The sequence below is a fragment of the Janibacter sp. Y6 genome (assembly GCF_040900765.1).
Lineage (GTDB): Bacteria > Actinomycetota > Actinomycetes > Actinomycetales > Dermatophilaceae > Marihabitans > Marihabitans melonis.
On record NZ_JAKLYZ010000002.1, the window covers coordinates 329,179 to 343,792 of the forward strand.

Below are 14,614 nucleotides of genomic sequence, written 5' to 3' on the forward strand. Positions count from 1 at the left end.
CGGTCGTCAGCCCTCGCCGAGGGTCACCGCCTCGACGGCCTCCCACACGGTGCGGATGGTCTGCGCGACCGCGACGTCGTCGGTCGCGTAGCCGCTCACCGAGAAGCGCATGACCGCCCGGTCGTGCCACCGGCTCGCGCTGGGGTAGACGAGCCCGTCCTCGTGCAGCCGGGCGAGGACCGCCAGGGTCGTCTCGTCGTCGACCGCCGCGACGGTGACCTGGGTGTAGACGACGTCGTTGAGCACGGTGAGACCCGGCACCTCGGCCAGACCCATCGCCAGCCCGCGCGAGGAGCGCACGAGACGGTCGACGAGGTCGACGAGACCGGACCTGCCGAGCGAGCGCAGGGCCGCCCACACGGGCACGCCGCGGGCCCGGCGGGACATCTCGGGGACGAGCTCGTGGGGGTCGGGCTCCTGCGAGTGCAGGAGGTAGTCGGCGGAGTGGCCGAAGGCGCGGCGCAGCGCACCCGCGTCACGGACGACGGCGACGCCGCTGTCGTAGGGCGTGCTCAGGGTCTTGTGGGCGTCGGTCGCCCAGGAGTCGGCGTCGGCCAGCCCGACGACGAGGTGGCGCAGGGCGGGCGAGGCCGCGGCCCACAGGCCGAAGGCGCCGTCGACGTGCACCCAGGCGCCGGCGTCGTGCGCCGCCGCGCAGATCGGGGCGAAGGGGTCGAAGCCCCCGGAGTGGATGTTTCCGGCCTGGGCGCAGACGACCGTCGGGGCGTCGTCCTGCCCGAGGGCCGCGCGCAGGGCGTCGGGGTCCATCCGGCCCTGGGCGTCGGCGGCGACCGGGGTCGGCGCCCCGAGCCCGAGGTAACGCAGGGCGAGGTCGACCGAGCCGTGCCGCTCGGCGCCGACGAGGGCCCGCAGGCGAGGTGCCCCCTGGATGCCCTGCGTCGCCACGTCCCACCCACGGGCGGCGAGCAGCGCGTCCCGGGCGGCGGCGAGCCCGGCGAGGTTGGCCGTCGTGCACCCGGTGACGAAGCCGACGGCACTCGAGGACGGCAGGTCGAGAGCCTCGAGGAGCCACTGCCCCGCGACCTCCTCGACGGCGACGACGCCCGGGGTCGCGTCGCGCATGCCGGCGTTCTGGTCCCACGCGCTGACGAGCCAGTCGGCCCCGAGCGCGGCGGGGAGGGTGCCCCCCCATGACCCACCCGAAGAAGCGGGGCGAGCCGATCGTCAGCAGACCCGGCTCGACGACGTCGACGAGCTCCTCGACGACGTCGACGGCGGGCATCCCCTGCTCGGGCAGGGACTGGGGCAGACGAGCGCGACCCGCGCCGACCGGCTGGGTCGCCGGGATCGGCCGGGTCGCGAGATCTGCGCGCCAGCGTCGGGCCGCAGCCAGGGCCGCGGTCAGCTCGGGCGTGCGCTCGGGCGCCACCCACCCACGGTCCTCCTGCGGGGCGTCACCGCGCAAGAGGACCGTGGGCCGGGGTCACGGCAGCTTGTCGCCGCCCGGGCCGAAGCCGCTCGTGTCGGCGTGCAGCTCGCCGTCGTCGCCGCGGTGGATCGTGTCGGGCAGGTCCTCGCCGCGACCGGGCAGGTGAGCGCTGCCGGCCTTGTCCTTGACGGTGCCGGCGGCGTCCTTCGCCGCACCGGTCACCTTGTCGGCGACGACCGGTGCCTGGGTCTTCGCCGTGTCCTTGGCCTGGTCGACGGTGCGCTGCACCTTCGGACTCGACCACAGCTGGCCGGCCTGGGTCTTGATCTGCTCGTAGCGCTGGCGCCCGGCGCGGGCACCGAGGACGTATCCGACGCCGACACCGGCGAGGAAGGAGATGCGGGCCATGAGATGCCTCCATGGGGTTGGGGAGGTCCCCACGATTACAGGTCGGAGGGGGCCGCGACGACCTTCGAAGGGGGGTGATCCACCAGACCCTGGACGAGGCCGGCGCGATCGGGTCCCCCGCACCGCACCGTGCGCCACAGTGGGCTCATGACCACCTACGGACTCATCGTCATCGGCAGCGGACCGGCGGGGGTCGCCGCCGCTGCGTCCTACCTCGAGGCCGACGGCGAGGGGCCCGTGCTGCTCCTCACCGCCGACGAGCACCCGCCCTACGAGCGTCCTCCGCTGAGCAAGGAGTCGCTGCGCGGCGGGGAGCCCGAGCTCACCCCCAACGCCTCGGCCGACGGGCTCGACGGGGTCGAGATCCGTCTCGGCACGACCGTCGACGCCGTCGACCTCGACGCCCGTGCCGTGCGGGCCGGGGGCGAGGAGATCCCCTTCGCCTCGCTCGTGCTCGCGCCCGGCGCGCACCCCCGGGTCCTCGACGGGGTGGACGCCGACGCGGAGGTACGCGTGCTGCGCACCTACGCCGACCTCGAGCGGCTCGCCGAGTCGGCCGGTCACGCCCGCACCGCGCTCGTCGTCGGGTCGGGCTTCATCGGCTGCGAGGCAGCGGTCTCCCTCGCGCTGCGAGGTCTCGACGTCACCGTCGTCTCGAGCGAGGCGACGCCCCAGGCCGACCGGCTCGGCGAGCGTGCGGGCGCGCTCGTCGAGGACCTGCTCGTCGGGCACGGCATCACGCTGCGCGGCGGGGTCCAGATCAGCGGGATCCGCGCCCCGCGCACCGTGCACCTCGACGACGGCACGACACTCGAGCCCGATCTCGTCCTCCTCGCCGTCGGCGTCGAGCCCTCCACCGCCTGGCTCGAGGGTTCCGGGCTGCAGCTGCACGAGGGCCGTGTCGTCGTCGACGAGCACCTGCGCGCCGAGGACGGGGTGTGGGCCGCAGGCGACGCCGCGCACGCCCTCAACGCGACCGCCGGACGGCCGATCCCCGTCGAGCACTGGTTCGACGCCGAGACCATGGGCGGCATCGCCGGGCGCTCCGCGGCCGGGGAGGACGCGGTGTGGGACGCGGTGCCGGGCTTCTGGAGCCAGGTGGGCGACCACTGGCTCAAGTACGCGGCCTGGGGCGACGGGCACGACGAGCTCGAGGCCGTCGAGCGGCCCGGCGGGCTCACCGTCTGGTACGGCCGCGAGGGCACCCTCGTCGGCGTCCTCACCTACAACGCCGACGACGACTACGAACGCGGCGAGCAGCTCGTCGCTCAGGCCGCCCCCTTCGCCGCAGGTCCCCGGGGCGACCAGCCCGAGGTCGAGGGCGACGAGGAGGGCGAAGGCTGATCTCCCCCTTCGTCCCACCCACCACAGCTTTCCCGCCCAGGGCGGGAAAGTACGACGTCGGGAAAGAACATTTCCTTCCCGACGTCGAATGTTCCCGCCCTGGGCGGGAAAGTAGGGACGTCGGCCGCGCGCGAGGATGACCCCATGACCGTCGCGCGCTCGATCCTGCTCTTCGTCCTCGCCGCGATCGCCGAGATCGGTGGCGCCTGGCTCGTCTGGCAGGGCATCCGCGAGCACCGCGGGCTGCTGTGGGTCGGCGCGGGGTTCGTCGCGCTCGGGATCTACGGGCTCGTCGCGACGCTGCAGCCCGATGCGAGCTTCGGACGCGTGCTCGCGGCCTACGGCGGCATCTTCGTCGCCGGCTCGCTGCTGTGGGGCATGGTGGTCGACGGCTTCCGCCCGGACCGCTTCGACGTCGCGGGCGCGATCGTCTGCCTCATCGGAGTGGGGCTCATCATGTACGCGCCCCGCGGGGCCTGAGCGGGACACGACACGAGCGGTGGGTGGCTGAGGCGTGAGGTGCCGTCCCCTGATGAGGTGACCATCGACCTGCACGCCGTGGCCCGGGGGACGAGACGGCCTGACCTGGCGTCGGCCGCGCCCGGCTCACCCGCCGAGGACCACCTCGTCGAGCGGGTCACCGGTGTCGAGGTAGAGCCGAGCGCCGGGCACGAGGGCCTCGGCGAGCCTGGCGAGCGCCCGGTCGCGGCCCCTCGGGTGGCGACCGTCGAGCACGCCCACCCGGCAGGCAAGGGCGAGGTCGAAGGGGGCGGTGCCCGGGGGCAGCTCGAGCTCCTCGACCGCGGCCCGCAGGACCCCCACCCGTCCGTCGGCGATCTGCTCCGCGCAGGCCCGACGGGTGAGCTCGACCCCGCGCGCCGACCGGTCGACGACGAGGACGTGGCCCTGCGGGCCCACCCGCTGCGCGACGAGCCGGGCGGCCGCACCGGGAGCACCCCCGATCTCGAGCACGCGCATCCCGGCGTGCAGCGGCAACGCGTCGACGACCGCGCGCAGCCGGGGCGAGACCGAGGAGGTCATATGAGGACCGTAGGCCCCTGCGGTGACACCCCCGCCGCATAGGCTCGCCGACGTGGACGACGTGACGCGCACCGACTACACCGGCACCGGCATCAGCGAGGACGAGCTCGCCCGGACTCCGCTGCAGCAGGTGCGCCGCTGGGTCGACGAGGCCGTCGAGCGCTCCCGGGCGCAGCCGGACGTCCCCGAGCCGCACGCGCTGTCCGTCGCCACGGTCGACGCCGACGGCGTGCCTGACGTGCGCACCGTCCTCATGCGCGTCCTCGACGAGCGAGGGCCGGGCTTCTACACCGGCACGACCTCGACGAAGGGAGCTCATCTCGCGGCCAACCCGCACGTCGCCGCCTCGCTCGTCTGGCCGGCGATGTTCCGCGCGATCCGCTTCCGCGGCCGGGCCGAGCTGCTCGAGCGCGACCTCGTCGAGGACTACTTCACCAGCCGCCCCTGGGGGTCGCGCATCTCCGCGTGGGCCTCGCACCAGTCGCAGCCCGCCGCCTCGCGTGCCGAGCTGCAGCGCGCCTACGACGAGGCGGCGGCACGGTGGCCCGACACGGGCAGCCGCGACGACGTGCCGGTCCCGGACTTCTGGGGCGGGTACCGCATCCGGTGCGACGAGGTCGAGCTGTGGGGCGGGCGCCGAGACCGGCTGCACGACCGCCTCGTCCTCACCCGCGTCGCCGAGGGCTCGCTCGACGACGCCGCGGCCTGGCGTCTGCACCGCCGCCAGCCGTGATCGCCCACGTCGCCGGCTCGGGCACCTAGGTGCCGAGCGCCGGCGGCGGGTGGTCGCCCTTGACGACGTAGTAGGAGCCGCGGATCGTCCCCGCGAGCTTCGAGCGCTGGCGGGCGAACTTGAAGGCGCCGAGCTCGGCGGGCACCTCCATGCCGTCGGAGAGCTTGAGACCGACGGCGCGCTTGCCGCCCTCGGCCAGCGTCCACAGGGCGTTCACCGCGAGCCCGCTCTCGTAGAAGACGTGCGCCCAACGCACGCCCTCGACCTCGAGGTCGCTCACCTCGAGGGCGGGCGAGGACACGACGACGTCGCGCAGGGCGAGCAGCTGGGTGACCCAGGCGAGGACCTCGGGGGCCTGCGCGGCGGGCACCGTGACGAAGGTGTGGCCGTACTTGGTCGAGAAGTACCGGGCCTCGTTGGCCCTCAGCCCGGCGAGAGCGTCGGCGACCGGCGAGGACTCCAGGCCGACCGTGGAGACGTCCGAGAAGTCCACGACGTAGCTCATGCAGGTCAGGCGAGACCCGCGAGGAAGGCGCGGAGCGTGCTCACGAAGTCGGCGGGCCGGGCGGCGTGGACCTCGTGACCGGCGTCGATCGTCACGACCCGGCCGTCGGGCAGCAGCTCGACGAGATCGGTGATGCTGTCCTGGGGGACGAAGCTCGCCGCGCCGCCCGCGACGACGAGAGTCGGCGCGGTGATCGCCGCGACCGTGGCCGGCCAGTGCGCGGCGGGCGAGTCGATCTCGGGGCGGACCTGCTCGACGACCCGCCAGTCGAAGTCCAGCACACCCTCCGGGCGCTGCGGGGTCGCCGGCTCGCGGGGTCGCAGCAGACCGACGTCCTCGAGGACGAGCCGGCGCACGAGGGCGGGGTCGCCGGCAGCGACCCGGCAGGCGACGAGGCCCCCGAGCGAGTGCCCGACGAGGTCGACGGGCGCACCGAGAGCGGGCAGGAGCCGGCGCACGTCCTGCGCCATGAGGTCGACCGAGTAGCGGCCGGGCCAGCTGCTGCGACCGTGGCCGCGCAGGTCGACCGCGTGGACGACCCGGTCACCGGCGAGGTCGTCGGCGACGACGCCCCAGTCCTGCGCCGTGAACCCGGTGCCGGGCAGCAGGACGAGCGAAGGGAGGTCGCCGGGCTCTCCCCGGCTCACCACGGAGATCTCGACCTCGCCGACGCGGTACGCGCTCCTGTGCGCCATCTCGCGACCCTACGACGGGTGGTGGCCTCTGCCCGTCGGTCCAGGTCGACCTCGGGTCGGACCGCCCGCCCGTGTTGGATGGTCCCGTGCCCGTCATCACCCGCGCGGACCTCGACGACGTCCGCCTGCTCACCTTCCTCCAGGAGCACCTCGACGACCTCGCCCCGACCGCGCCGCCCGAGAGCCGGCACGCCCTCGACGTCGACGGGCTGCGTGGACCCGGGGTGCGCATGTGGGTCGCGCACGACGGCGGCGGCGTCGTCGGCACGATCGCCCTCGCCGAGCTCGCCCTCGGGCACGACGAGCTGAAGAGCATGCGCACCGCCCCGCACCGCCGCGGCTCGGGGATCGGCCGCCTCCTCCTCGGGCACGCGCTCGACGACGCGCGGGAGCGCGGGGTCGGGCGGGTCTCGCTCGAGACGGGCAGCGCCGACTTCTTCGCGCCGGCCCGAGCGCTCTACCGCCGGGCCGGGTTCGTCGAGTGCGCCCCCTTCGCCTCCTACGTCGAGGACCCGCACAGCGTCTTCATGAAGACCACCCTGCGCTGACCCCCTTCGCCTGGTCTCAGGCCTGCGCGACGGCGAGCACGACGACCGGGATGTCGAGGACCGCGTGGCACAGGACGCACGCCCACAGCGTGCGCCGCCACAGCAGGAGGGCGTATAGGACGGCGGCGCCGGGCAGGCCCGTGACGAGCCACGTCGGGCCGAAGTGGACGACGTGCGGGAGGGCGAAGACCGCGAGACCGACCGCCGCCGCCAGGCGCGGGTCGACCCGCGCGCCGAGCCGCTCGACGACGTAGCCGCGCCACAGCACCTCCTCGGTGATCGCCACGGTGACGACGAGGGCCAGCGAGAGCCCGACGGCGAGCCGCACGAGCTCGCCCTCGGCGCTCGCGGCCTGATCTGCGGGCAGCAGGAGCGACGCGACCCACTGCCACGCGAGGGCGGCGCCGCCGAGGTAGCCCGCCCACGACAGGTCCTGCTCGGTCGGCCGCGTCAGGCGAAGGGAGGTGAGGTCGAGGCGCTCGACCCGCGCGACGTAGAGCAGCAGGGCGGCGACCGCTAGCCAGTTCCACACGAGCACCCGCGAGGGGCCGGGCAGGGGGACCTCGAGACCGACGAGACGGGCGAGGGCCGGCAGGTAGGTGGGCAGGTAGGCCAGGAGCAGCCCGCACGCGAGCACGGGCAGGGAGACCACCGGGCGGGTGGCCCGGTCGGCACGGCTGGTGGTCACGTCGTCCCCCTTCGTCCTCGGCAGTCCACACTAGAGCAGATCACAATATTTGCTCTAGTATGGGTCTCGTGACCTCCGACCGACCCACCCCTCGCACTGCCCGAGGCGCGCCCGGGGTGATGCGCGAGGCGATCCTGCGGGCTGGCCTGACGACGATCGGCGACCGGGGCTACCGGCACGCCACGACCCGCGAGATCTGCCGGCGGGCGGGGGTGTCGAGCGGCACCTTCTTCCACTACTTCCCGACGAAGGCCGACCTCCTGCTCGCCCTGCTCGACCGGGGCGAGGACCAGCCCGCCGCACCGGACCTGCGAGCGTTCCTCGACGAGGTCGTCGCCGAGGCCGCCGACCCGGTCGTGCGCGCCTTCGTGCGCGAGGTGTCGACCCTGGCGGACGTCCCCGGGCTGGCGGAGGTGCTCGAGGCGGAGGAGACCGGGCGCCGGGCACGTCTCGTCGCCGCGCTCATGACCGAGCGGGCGGCCGGGCGGGCCGGCACCGCCGTCGCCCTCGAGGAGCAGGTGCGCCGCGTCGAGCTGCTCGTCGCGGGCTACGAGTCGCTCGTCGCGACGAGCGAGGTCGACGCGCGCGCGCTCGGTCGCACGCTGCACGAGATGGCCCGGCTGACCCTGGCTACGCTCGCGCCATGACCTCCGACGTGGCCAGCGACCTCGCACCGACCGGCGTCCTGCGCGCCTCGATCAATCTCGGCAACTCGGTGCTCGCGCAGGGCACGCCGACCGATCCGTGCGGGGTCACCGTCGACATCGCCCGCGAGATCGGCGCGCGTCTCGACCTGCCCGTCGAGCTGGTCTGCTTCGACGCCGCCCGCAAGTCCTTCGAGGCGCTGACGAGCGACGCTGCCGACATCTGCTTCATGGCCGTCGAGCCCGCCCGGGCGGACGAGGTCGCCTTCACCGCGCCCTACGTCGTCATCGAAGGGGTCTTCGCCGTCCCCGTCGACTCCCCCGTCACAACCCCCGTGGACGTCGACCGGCCCGGGGTGCGCATCGGGGTCAAGCAGGGCTCCGCCTACGACCTCTACCTCACCCGCACGATCGAGCACGCGACGCTCGTGCGCGGCGAGGACGGCGTGCAGGCCTTCGTCGACGAGGGCCTCGACGTCGCCGCCGGCATCCGCCAGCCGATGACCGCCTTCGTCGAGGCGCACCCGCAGACGCGTCTGGTGCCCGAGCGCTTCATGCAGATCCAGCAGGCGGTCGGCACGACGAAGGGGCGTCGCCCCGAGACCGTCGCCTGGCTGAGCGGGGTCGTCGAGGAGCTCAAGGCCGGCGGCTTCGTCGCCGAGGCGCTCGAGCGGTCCGGGCGCGGGGACCTCACCGTCGCGCCGCCCGCCTGACGCATCACGCTGCGCCGACGGCGCGGCGGGTCTAGGTTCGCGGGCATGGACATGCTCAGGGGCGAGCAGATCGCCGAGGCCGCACTCACCGACTGGCGCAAGCTCGCGCAGGGGCTGCACGCCCGGTACCTCGTGCCGGACTTCGCTGCCGCCGCGAGGCTCGTCACCACGATCGCCGAGGCCGGCGACGCCGCGGGCCACCACCCCCGAGTCCGGATCGGTGACGGTCACATCGACCTCGAGCTCGTCACGACGGATGCGGTCTACCGCGACGAGGACGACGGCAGCGAGCTCGTCGTCGAGTGGGTGACGCAGCAGGACGTCGACCTGGCCCGCGAGATCGAGCGCCTGGCCGCCGAGCAGGGCCTGCGGGCCGACCCGAGCGCGGTGAGCGAGGTCGAGCTCGGTCTCGACGTCGCCGCCTCCGACGTCGTCGCCCCGGTGTGGGCCGCCCTGCTCACCGGCGACCCCGGTGCGCAGGGCCGTGGCACCCCCGGCGACGAGATCCGCGACGCGACCGTGCGGGTGCCCAACCTGTGGTTCGGCGACCTCGACGAAGGGGGAACCCCCGCGCAGCGCGTCCACGTCGAGGTCTATGTCGCCCCCGAGGTGGTGCAGGCCCGGGTCGACGCCGCGGTGGCCGCCGGCGGCACGGTCGTCGACGACAGCCAGTCGCCCGGCCTGACCGTCATCGCCGACCAGGAGGGCAACCGCGGCGTCGTCGTCGCGGACACGTCCGCCGCTCGCCTGGGCTGACCCGCCGCCGGTCAGGCGGAGAGCACCTCGACGACGCGCTCGGCGAAGGGGTCGGCTCCGGCGTGGTCGTCCGCCGTCACCGTGACGACCGCGTCACCGCGGAAGATGAGCATCTGGCCGTAGGCGCCGTGCAGGCGCCACGCGTCGCCCGGGCCGCCCCACCCGGCGAGCGAGTAGCGCGAGTACGCCGGCGAGGCGTCGCGCTCGACCCAGTCGGAGCGCATCGCCCGCGGCCACCGCGGCGCGACGAGCCCGCGACCCTGCCACCGCCCGTCGTCGCGGATCAGCCGGCTGATACGGGCGAGCTCGTCGACGGTGAGCAGCAAGCCGTCGGCCGCAGCGATCGCCCCCTTCGGGCAGCGCACCCACGCCGGGTTCTCGATGCCGAGCGGCTCGAAGAGCCGTGGGGTCAGCCAGGCCTGCACGTCGCCGACGGCCGCGGCGAGCGCCCGCATCGCCGTGTACGTGCTCGCGGTCGAGTACTGGAAGACCCGGCCCGCTGACGGGCGCGACAGGTACTCGTGGGCGAGGTCGGGCCAGTCGGTCATCCACGTGGGGGTCCACGGCAGGTCGATGCCGCTCGTCATGCTCAGCAGGTGGCGGGTCGTGACGGACTCGACCCCCGCGCCGAGCTCGTCGTCGCCGAGCTCGGGGAGGTAGCGGCGCACCGGGGCGTCGACCTCGAAGACCCCCTCGTCGTCGGCCATCCCCGCGGCGAGGACGCACACGCCCTTCGCGACGGAGTGGATGTCTCGACGCACGTCCGGTGACCAGTGGTGCACCGCCGAGTCCTCGCCGACGAGCACGTGCACGGCGTGCGCCCCGAAGCCCTCCTCGCTCTCCTCTGCGACGGACCCCTCGCCGGCTCCTCTGCGACGGACCCCTCGCCGGCTGAGCGCTCGCGGCCGGCATCCTGTCCGTGTGCCGATAGGCCTCGCACCGCTCGGCAACGCAGCATGGCGTTGCGTCGCGACCTGGCGACGGCTCGGCGGGGCGCGATCGTCCCGTGCGTTGGCGGACTAAGGGAGCTTGGACGCGAGGACGTCGGCCGCCAGGATCTCGGGTGCTGCGCCGAGGAGGTGCTGGTTGGCCATCAGGGCTGCGACGATGTCGCCGTTGGCGTGGGCGTCGCGAGCGGCCTCGTCGGGGAATGCGTCGAAGATCCAGAAGGTGTCGGCGTCGGTCCTGACCGCGAACCAGACAATCGTTCCTACTTCTTCGTTGGCGAGTGCGACAGCGCCAGCGAGCAGATCGGCGAGCGCGTCGTGCTGTCCATCGGCCGCGACGATCTTGGCGACGAAGGCATACGGAAGTGATGCGGGTGTGGACATGAGGGACTCTCCATGAATCGGGGTTCTTCGTGGGACGAGTTCAGCGTATGACGAGCGAGGGCCGGTGGGGAGTGGCGTATACGGCAGTATTGCTATTGTTTACGTCATGCGTATCGGACTGATCGCGATCGACGGCTGCTTCGGTTCGGCTATCGCGTCGATCATCGACATCGTGCGGGTGGCCAACGGAGCCCGCGGCGATGTCGACCCGCGGATCGACCCGATCGAACTCGCCATCCTCGGACCGAAACGGCGAGTGACCACGACGGCATCGATGACCCTGTCGGTGGACCACCCGCTGTCGGAGTCCGGAGAGTTCGACGTGGTCGTCGTCCCTGCGCTTGGAACCCTTACGGCCGCCGCTACTAACGACGCCCTCCAGAGCCGAGATGCTCGTTCGGTCATCGCCTCGCTCGGGCGCCTCGACGAGGCGACCACCCGGATCGCCGCGGCGTGCACCGGCGTGTTCGCTGTCGCCGAGACCGGACGGATGCATCATCGGCGGGCGACGACCAGCTGGTTCCTGGGGCCGGAGTTCCTGAAGCGCTATCCGACCGTCGCCCTCGATCTCGACACCATGGTCGTGGCCGACGGGAACCTCGTCACCGCCGGCGCCGCGTTCGCCCACATCGACCTCGCCCTCTCACTCGTGCGATCGATCAGCCCCGACCTGGCCCAACATGTCGCCAAGCTCCTCATCATCGACGAGCGCCCGTCGCAGGCGGCCTTCGTCGCCTACGAACATCTCCGGCACGAGGACCCGATCGTCGTCGAGTTCGAACGCTTCGTGCGCGCCCGCCTGGACGAACCGTTCAACGTCGCCTTCGTCGCGCAGTCACTTGGCACCAGCCGGCGCACCCTCGAACGACGAGTCCGTGCGGCGCTCAACCTCACTCCGCTCGGCTTCGTCCAACGGCTTCGCATCGAACGAGCTCGGCACCTCTCAGCAACCACGGACCTCACCTCCGCCGAGATCGCGCTACGAGTCGGCTACGCGAACGCCGAGACTCTGCGCTCCCTCCTGCGTAGGGAGCGACGCCGTTCCTGACCTATCGCCATGCCTGTAGCCGGTGTGCTAGTGCTCGACTGGAACCACCTCTCAGCACGTCGCGTCGACGCTCCTGCGTCGCCCCTGGACGACCCACTCGACACGCCCGCCGCACAGGCCATGTGACGTGTCCCGGCTTCCCGGACGGTCGGGGTTGGGTGGCTGTGATGTCGCTGCGTTCTCGTCGAGAGGATCAGCAGACCCGATCAGAGCCGATTGGGATAAGACGCGAAGGCGGTCAGGTCAGGGCGGCCGAAGCCGGCCGGCGGGGTAGCGTCGGTCACGTCGAGGTCTTTCGGATGGATGGCGTAGGAACCTCCATCGTCGGGAGATCTCGACGTCTATCTGCGGACCGACGCGCCCGGCCGACCTACACCCTCATCTGGGAAGAGCCCCGAAACCCCAGTTGAACGCCATTTCGATGAGGGTCGGCCGAGCGACGAATCTCAAGCCGTGAACGCGACAGACCGCCAAGTCGACGACGACCCAGCCGCACCCAGCGGTGACTAACAGCCGCCCAACTACGGCCAGCCAGGCGCTCCCCCCACTCGAGCTTCAGTACCGCAAGCAGACCGAGGGAGGCGCGATCGGCAGTAGCCCCTGCCCGCGCGGCGTCCGAGCACCAGAAGTCTGGCGTCCTAGTGCCCCCGGATCCTCGCATCTTCGATAGAAGTCGACTTGCTCTAATTCAGGGCGCTTCTCGACACCGGGCTAGAAGCCCGAGTCCTTCTCGAGGTTGGAGAAGCGGGCGTAGTGGCCCTGGAAGCCCAGGACGATGTCGGCGGTGGGGCCGTTGCGGTGCTTGGCGACGATGACGTCGGCCTCGCCCTCGCGCTCGGAGCTGGGGTCGCGGTCGCGGTGCAGGAGGATGACGAGGTCGGCGTCCTGCTCGATCGAGCCGGACTCACGCAGGTCGCTCATCGCGGGACGCTTGTCGGTGCGCTGCTCCGGGCCACGGTTGAGCTGGCTGATCGCGATGACCGGGACCTCGAGCTCCTTGGCGAGCAGCTTGAGCGCTCGGGAGAACTCCGAGACCTCCTGCTGGCGCGACTCGACCTTCTTGCCGCTCGTCATCAGCTGGAGGTAGTCGATGACGATGAGCCGCAGGTTGTGCTGCTGCTTCATCCGACGCGCCTTGGCCCGGATCTCCATGAGCGCGAGGTTGGGGCTGTCGTCGATGTAGAGCGGGCTGTCGCTGATCTTGCCCATGACGCGGCTGAGCTTGGCCCACTCCTCGTCGCGCAGGCGACCACGGCGCAGCGACTGCAGCTGGATCGCCGCCTCGGCCGAGAGGATGCGCATGGTGATCTCGGTGCGGCTCATCTCGAGCGAGAAGACGGCGGTGGCCATCTTGTGGTGGATCGCGGCGGCCCGGGCGATGTCCATGCCCATCGTCGACTTGCCGACGGCCGGTCGGGCCGCGAGGACGATCATCTGTCCGGGGTGGAGGCCGTGGGTGAGCTCGTCGAGCTCGGTGAAGCCGGTCGGCACGCCGATGAGCTCGTCGGTGCGACCGGCCGCGACCTCGATCTCGGCCATCGTCTCGTTGAGCGTGTTCCACAGCGGCACGTAGTCCTCGCCACCGCGCTTCTCCGCGACGCCGTACACCTCAGCCTGCGCGGCGTTGACGATCTCCTCGACGTCGCCGCCGCCCTGGGCGTAGCCCATCTGCGCGATGCGGGTGCCCGCGTCGACGAGGCGGCGCAGCACGGCCCGCTCGGCGACGATCTGGGCGTAGAAGCCGGCGTTCGCCGCCGTCGGCACCGACTGGATGAGGTCGTGGATGTAGGCCTGGCCGCCGACGCGCTGGAGGTCGCCGCGCTTGCTCAGCTCGTCGGCGACGGTGATCGCGTCGGCCGGCTCGCCGCGGCTGTAGAGGTCGATGATCGCGTCGTAGATCGACTCGTGCGCCGGCTTGTAGAAGTCGGGGCTGCGCACCGTCTCGATGACGTCGGCGATGGCGTCCTTGCTGAGCAGCATGCCGCCGATGACGGACTGCTCGGCGACGAGGTCCTGCGGCGGGGTGCGGTCGAGGAACCCAGCCGCCCGCTGGCCCCCGCCGGGCGCCCCGGAGGACAGCTCGGCGTCGGGCATCGAGGCGAACATCGACTCCAGGTCACTGCTCAACTGCGTCCTCCATCCATGATCTGCCCACTGTCGCACCGGCCGGGGACAACCCCCTAATGCGCCTGTGGACCGACCTGGGGACGGGCTGTGGAGGACACGCCACGACGTTGTGCACAGGCGGTGGACAACGCTGTGGAGGACGAGATCCGTCGACCCTCGACGAAGCCTGACATCCCCCGCAGGAGCGGGCCGCGCGTCACCCACACCATGTGCACAGCACAAAGTCGGGCGTCCGCGGCGACGATCCACACCCGCCGTGGACCGCACCGCCCGCCGAAGGGCTCAGCCGGTGGCCGCGTACCGCGTGCGAGCCCGCTCCCGGGCCTTGGCCGCCTCGACCTCGCGGTCCTTCGGGGCCGCGCTCGTCGTCAGGTGGTCGAGCAGGTGCTGGGTGGCGACGGCCACCTCCTGCACGGCTTGGGCGAAGGCCTCCTCGTTGGCCCGCGACGGCTTGCTCGCGCCGCTGATCTTGCGCACGTACTGCAGCGCCGCGGACCGCACCTCCTCGGACGTGGCCGGGGGCTCGAAGTTGTGCAGCTGTCGGATGTTTCGGCACATGCCCCCATCGTCCTCCGGGCGGCGGCACGCGGCCACCCCTTCGCCGTCACCCTCGACAGGTCGGACGCGGGGACGAAGGGGGACC

Annotated in this window: 18 protein-coding genes; 8 read left to right on the forward strand and 10 right to left on the reverse strand. The window is 72.6% G+C overall.

The features are described 5' to 3' along the window. Nucleotides 1-6: 6 nt before the first annotated feature. Nucleotides 7-1,083 (reverse strand): aspartate aminotransferase family protein, encoded by a 1,077-nt coding sequence (locus L6241_RS06500; protein ID WP_368245445.1) that lies wholly within the window; start codon nucleotides 1,081-1,083, stop codon nucleotides 7-9. Nucleotides 1,084-1,444: 361 nt separating this feature from the next. Then, the gene (locus tag L6241_RS06505) at nucleotides 1,445-1,798 is read right to left on the reverse strand and encodes a hypothetical protein (protein ID WP_123093450.1); all 354 of its coding nucleotides are present in this window, start codon (nucleotides 1,796-1,798) and stop codon (nucleotides 1,445-1,447) included. A gap of 147 nt (nucleotides 1,799-1,945) precedes the next feature. Here L6241_RS06505 and L6241_RS06510 point away from each other — a divergent pair, with 147 nt between their 5' ends. After that, the gene (locus L6241_RS06510; RefSeq protein WP_368245446.1) at nucleotides 1,946-3,142 is read left to right on the forward strand and encodes an NAD(P)/FAD-dependent oxidoreductase; all 1,197 of its coding nucleotides are present in this window, start codon (nucleotides 1,946-1,948) and stop codon (nucleotides 3,140-3,142) included. A gap of 144 nt (nucleotides 3,143-3,286) precedes the next feature. Beyond that, a complete protein-coding gene (locus L6241_RS06515; RefSeq protein WP_354588246.1) occupies nucleotides 3,287-3,622 on the forward strand; it encodes a YnfA family protein in 336 nt (111 codons plus the stop codon). 126 nt (nucleotides 3,623-3,748) lie between these two features. Here the strand turns inward: L6241_RS06515 and L6241_RS06520 are convergent, their stop codons facing one another. Further along, the gene (locus L6241_RS06520) at nucleotides 3,749-4,183 is read right to left on the reverse strand and encodes a cyclopropane-fatty-acyl-phospholipid synthase family protein (protein ID WP_368245447.1); all 435 of its coding nucleotides are present in this window, start codon (nucleotides 4,181-4,183) and stop codon (nucleotides 3,749-3,751) included. A gap of 52 nt (nucleotides 4,184-4,235) precedes the next feature. Here L6241_RS06520 and pdxH point away from each other — a divergent pair, with 52 nt between their 5' ends. Beyond that, on the forward strand, nucleotides 4,236-4,916 hold the full coding sequence (gene pdxH / locus L6241_RS06525; RefSeq protein WP_368245448.1) for a pyridoxamine 5'-phosphate oxidase: 681 nt from the start codon (nucleotides 4,236-4,238) through the stop codon (nucleotides 4,914-4,916). A 25-nt stretch (nucleotides 4,917-4,941) separates the two neighbouring features. Here pdxH and L6241_RS06530 read toward each other — a convergent pair whose 3' ends face one another. Together L6241_RS06530 and L6241_RS06535 are read right to left on the reverse strand one after the other, a co-directional pair. Continuing rightward, complete coding sequence (locus L6241_RS06530; RefSeq protein ID WP_368245449.1) at nucleotides 4,942-5,421, reverse strand: phage tail protein; 480 nt, start codon at nucleotides 5,419-5,421, stop codon at nucleotides 4,942-4,944. 5 nt (nucleotides 5,422-5,426) lie between these two features. Beyond that, entirely contained in the window at nucleotides 5,427-6,116 is a 690-nt protein-coding gene (locus L6241_RS06535; protein WP_368245450.1) for an alpha/beta fold hydrolase, read from the reverse strand. Between the two features lie 86 nt (nucleotides 6,117-6,202). Between L6241_RS06535 and L6241_RS06540 the strand changes: the two genes are divergently transcribed. Next, on the forward strand, nucleotides 6,203-6,664 hold the full coding sequence (locus L6241_RS06540) for a GNAT family N-acetyltransferase (RefSeq protein WP_368245451.1): 462 nt from the start codon (nucleotides 6,203-6,205) through the stop codon (nucleotides 6,662-6,664). A gap of 16 nt (nucleotides 6,665-6,680) precedes the next feature. Here L6241_RS06540 and L6241_RS06545 read toward each other — a convergent pair whose 3' ends face one another. After that, complete coding sequence (locus L6241_RS06545; protein WP_368245452.1) at nucleotides 6,681-7,352, reverse strand: CPBP family intramembrane glutamic endopeptidase; 672 nt, start codon at nucleotides 7,350-7,352, stop codon at nucleotides 6,681-6,683. A gap of 68 nt (nucleotides 7,353-7,420) precedes the next feature. On the opposite strand from L6241_RS06545, the gene L6241_RS06550 reads away from it, so the two are divergent. The 3 genes from L6241_RS06550 to L6241_RS06560 are packed head-to-tail and all read left to right on the forward strand — an operon-like array spanning nucleotide 7,421 to nucleotide 9,465. Beyond that, a complete protein-coding gene (locus L6241_RS06550) occupies nucleotides 7,421-7,999 on the forward strand; it encodes a TetR/AcrR family transcriptional regulator (RefSeq protein WP_368245453.1) in 579 nt (192 codons plus the stop codon). Then, complete coding sequence (locus tag L6241_RS06555; protein WP_368245454.1) at nucleotides 7,996-8,709, forward strand: transporter substrate-binding domain-containing protein; 714 nt, start codon at nucleotides 7,996-7,998, stop codon at nucleotides 8,707-8,709. The genes L6241_RS06550 and L6241_RS06555 overlap by 4 nt, the downstream gene beginning before the upstream one ends. A 45-nt stretch (nucleotides 8,710-8,754) precedes the next feature. Next, nucleotides 8,755-9,465 carry a 4a-hydroxytetrahydrobiopterin dehydratase gene (locus tag L6241_RS06560; protein WP_368245455.1) on the forward strand — a complete coding sequence of 237 codons (711 nt, stop codon included), beginning with the start codon at nucleotides 8,755-8,757 and terminating at the stop codon, nucleotides 9,463-9,465. An 11-nt stretch (nucleotides 9,466-9,476) separates the two neighbouring features. On the opposite strand, the gene L6241_RS06565 is transcribed toward L6241_RS06560, so the two are convergent. Both L6241_RS06565 and L6241_RS06570 read right to left on the reverse strand, forming a co-directional pair. Further along, complete coding sequence (locus L6241_RS06565; RefSeq protein ID WP_368245456.1) at nucleotides 9,477-10,277, reverse strand: serine hydrolase domain-containing protein; 801 nt, start codon at nucleotides 10,275-10,277, stop codon at nucleotides 9,477-9,479. Between the two features lie 207 nt (nucleotides 10,278-10,484). Next, on the reverse strand, nucleotides 10,485-10,796 hold the full coding sequence (locus L6241_RS06570) for a putative quinol monooxygenase (RefSeq protein WP_007929439.1): 312 nt from the start codon (nucleotides 10,794-10,796) through the stop codon (nucleotides 10,485-10,487). 106 nt (nucleotides 10,797-10,902) lie between these two features. On the opposite strand from L6241_RS06570, the gene L6241_RS06575 reads away from it, so the two are divergent. After that, on the forward strand, nucleotides 10,903-11,844 hold the full coding sequence (locus L6241_RS06575; protein WP_368245457.1) for a GlxA family transcriptional regulator: 942 nt from the start codon (nucleotides 10,903-10,905) through the stop codon (nucleotides 11,842-11,844). 711 nt (nucleotides 11,845-12,555) lie between these two features. On the opposite strand, the gene dnaB is transcribed toward L6241_RS06575, so the two are convergent. Both dnaB and L6241_RS06585 read right to left on the reverse strand, forming a co-directional pair. Then, entirely contained in the window at nucleotides 12,556-13,971 is a 1,416-nt protein-coding gene (gene dnaB / locus L6241_RS06580; protein ID WP_224766855.1) for a replicative DNA helicase, read from the reverse strand. A 282-nt stretch (nucleotides 13,972-14,253) separates the two neighbouring features. Further along, the gene (locus L6241_RS06585; protein ID WP_368245458.1) at nucleotides 14,254-14,529 is read right to left on the reverse strand and encodes a DUF2277 domain-containing protein; all 276 of its coding nucleotides are present in this window, start codon (nucleotides 14,527-14,529) and stop codon (nucleotides 14,254-14,256) included. Nucleotides 14,530-14,614: the final 85 nt, after the last annotated feature.

Coding starts and splice junctions, on each gene's coding strand:
- L6241_RS06500 (WP_368245445.1), bottom strand. CDS start 1,083: ATGCGCGACGCGACCCCGGGCGTCGTCGCCGTCGAGGAGGTCGCGGGG.
- L6241_RS06505 (WP_123093450.1), bottom strand. CDS start 1,798: ATGGCCCGCATCTCCTTCCTCGCCGGTGTCGGCGTCGGATACGTCCTC.
- L6241_RS06510 (WP_368245446.1), top strand. CDS start 1,946: ATGACCACCTACGGACTCATCGTCATCGGCAGCGGACCGGCGGGGGTC.
- L6241_RS06515 (WP_354588246.1), top strand. CDS start 3,287: ATGACCGTCGCGCGCTCGATCCTGCTCTTCGTCCTCGCCGCGATCGCC.
- L6241_RS06520 (WP_368245447.1), bottom strand. CDS start 4,183: ATGACCTCCTCGGTCTCGCCCCGGCTGCGCGCGGTCGTCGACGCGTTG.
- L6241_RS06530 (WP_368245449.1), bottom strand. CDS start 5,421: ATGAGCTACGTCGTGGACTTCTCGGACGTCTCCACGGTCGGCCTGGAG.
- L6241_RS06535 (WP_368245450.1), bottom strand. CDS start 6,116: ATGGCGCACAGGAGCGCGTACCGCGTCGGCGAGGTCGAGATCTCCGTG.
- L6241_RS06555 (WP_368245454.1), top strand. CDS start 7,996: ATGACCTCCGACGTGGCCAGCGACCTCGCACCGACCGGCGTCCTGCGC.
- L6241_RS06560 (WP_368245455.1), top strand. CDS start 8,755: ATGGACATGCTCAGGGGCGAGCAGATCGCCGAGGCCGCACTCACCGAC.
- L6241_RS06570 (WP_007929439.1), bottom strand. CDS start 10,796: ATGTCCACACCCGCATCACTTCCGTATGCCTTCGTCGCCAAGATCGTC.
- L6241_RS06575 (WP_368245457.1), top strand. CDS start 10,903: ATGCGTATCGGACTGATCGCGATCGACGGCTGCTTCGGTTCGGCTATC.
- L6241_RS06585 (WP_368245458.1), bottom strand. CDS start 14,529: ATGTGCCGAAACATCCGACAGCTGCACAACTTCGAGCCCCCGGCCACG.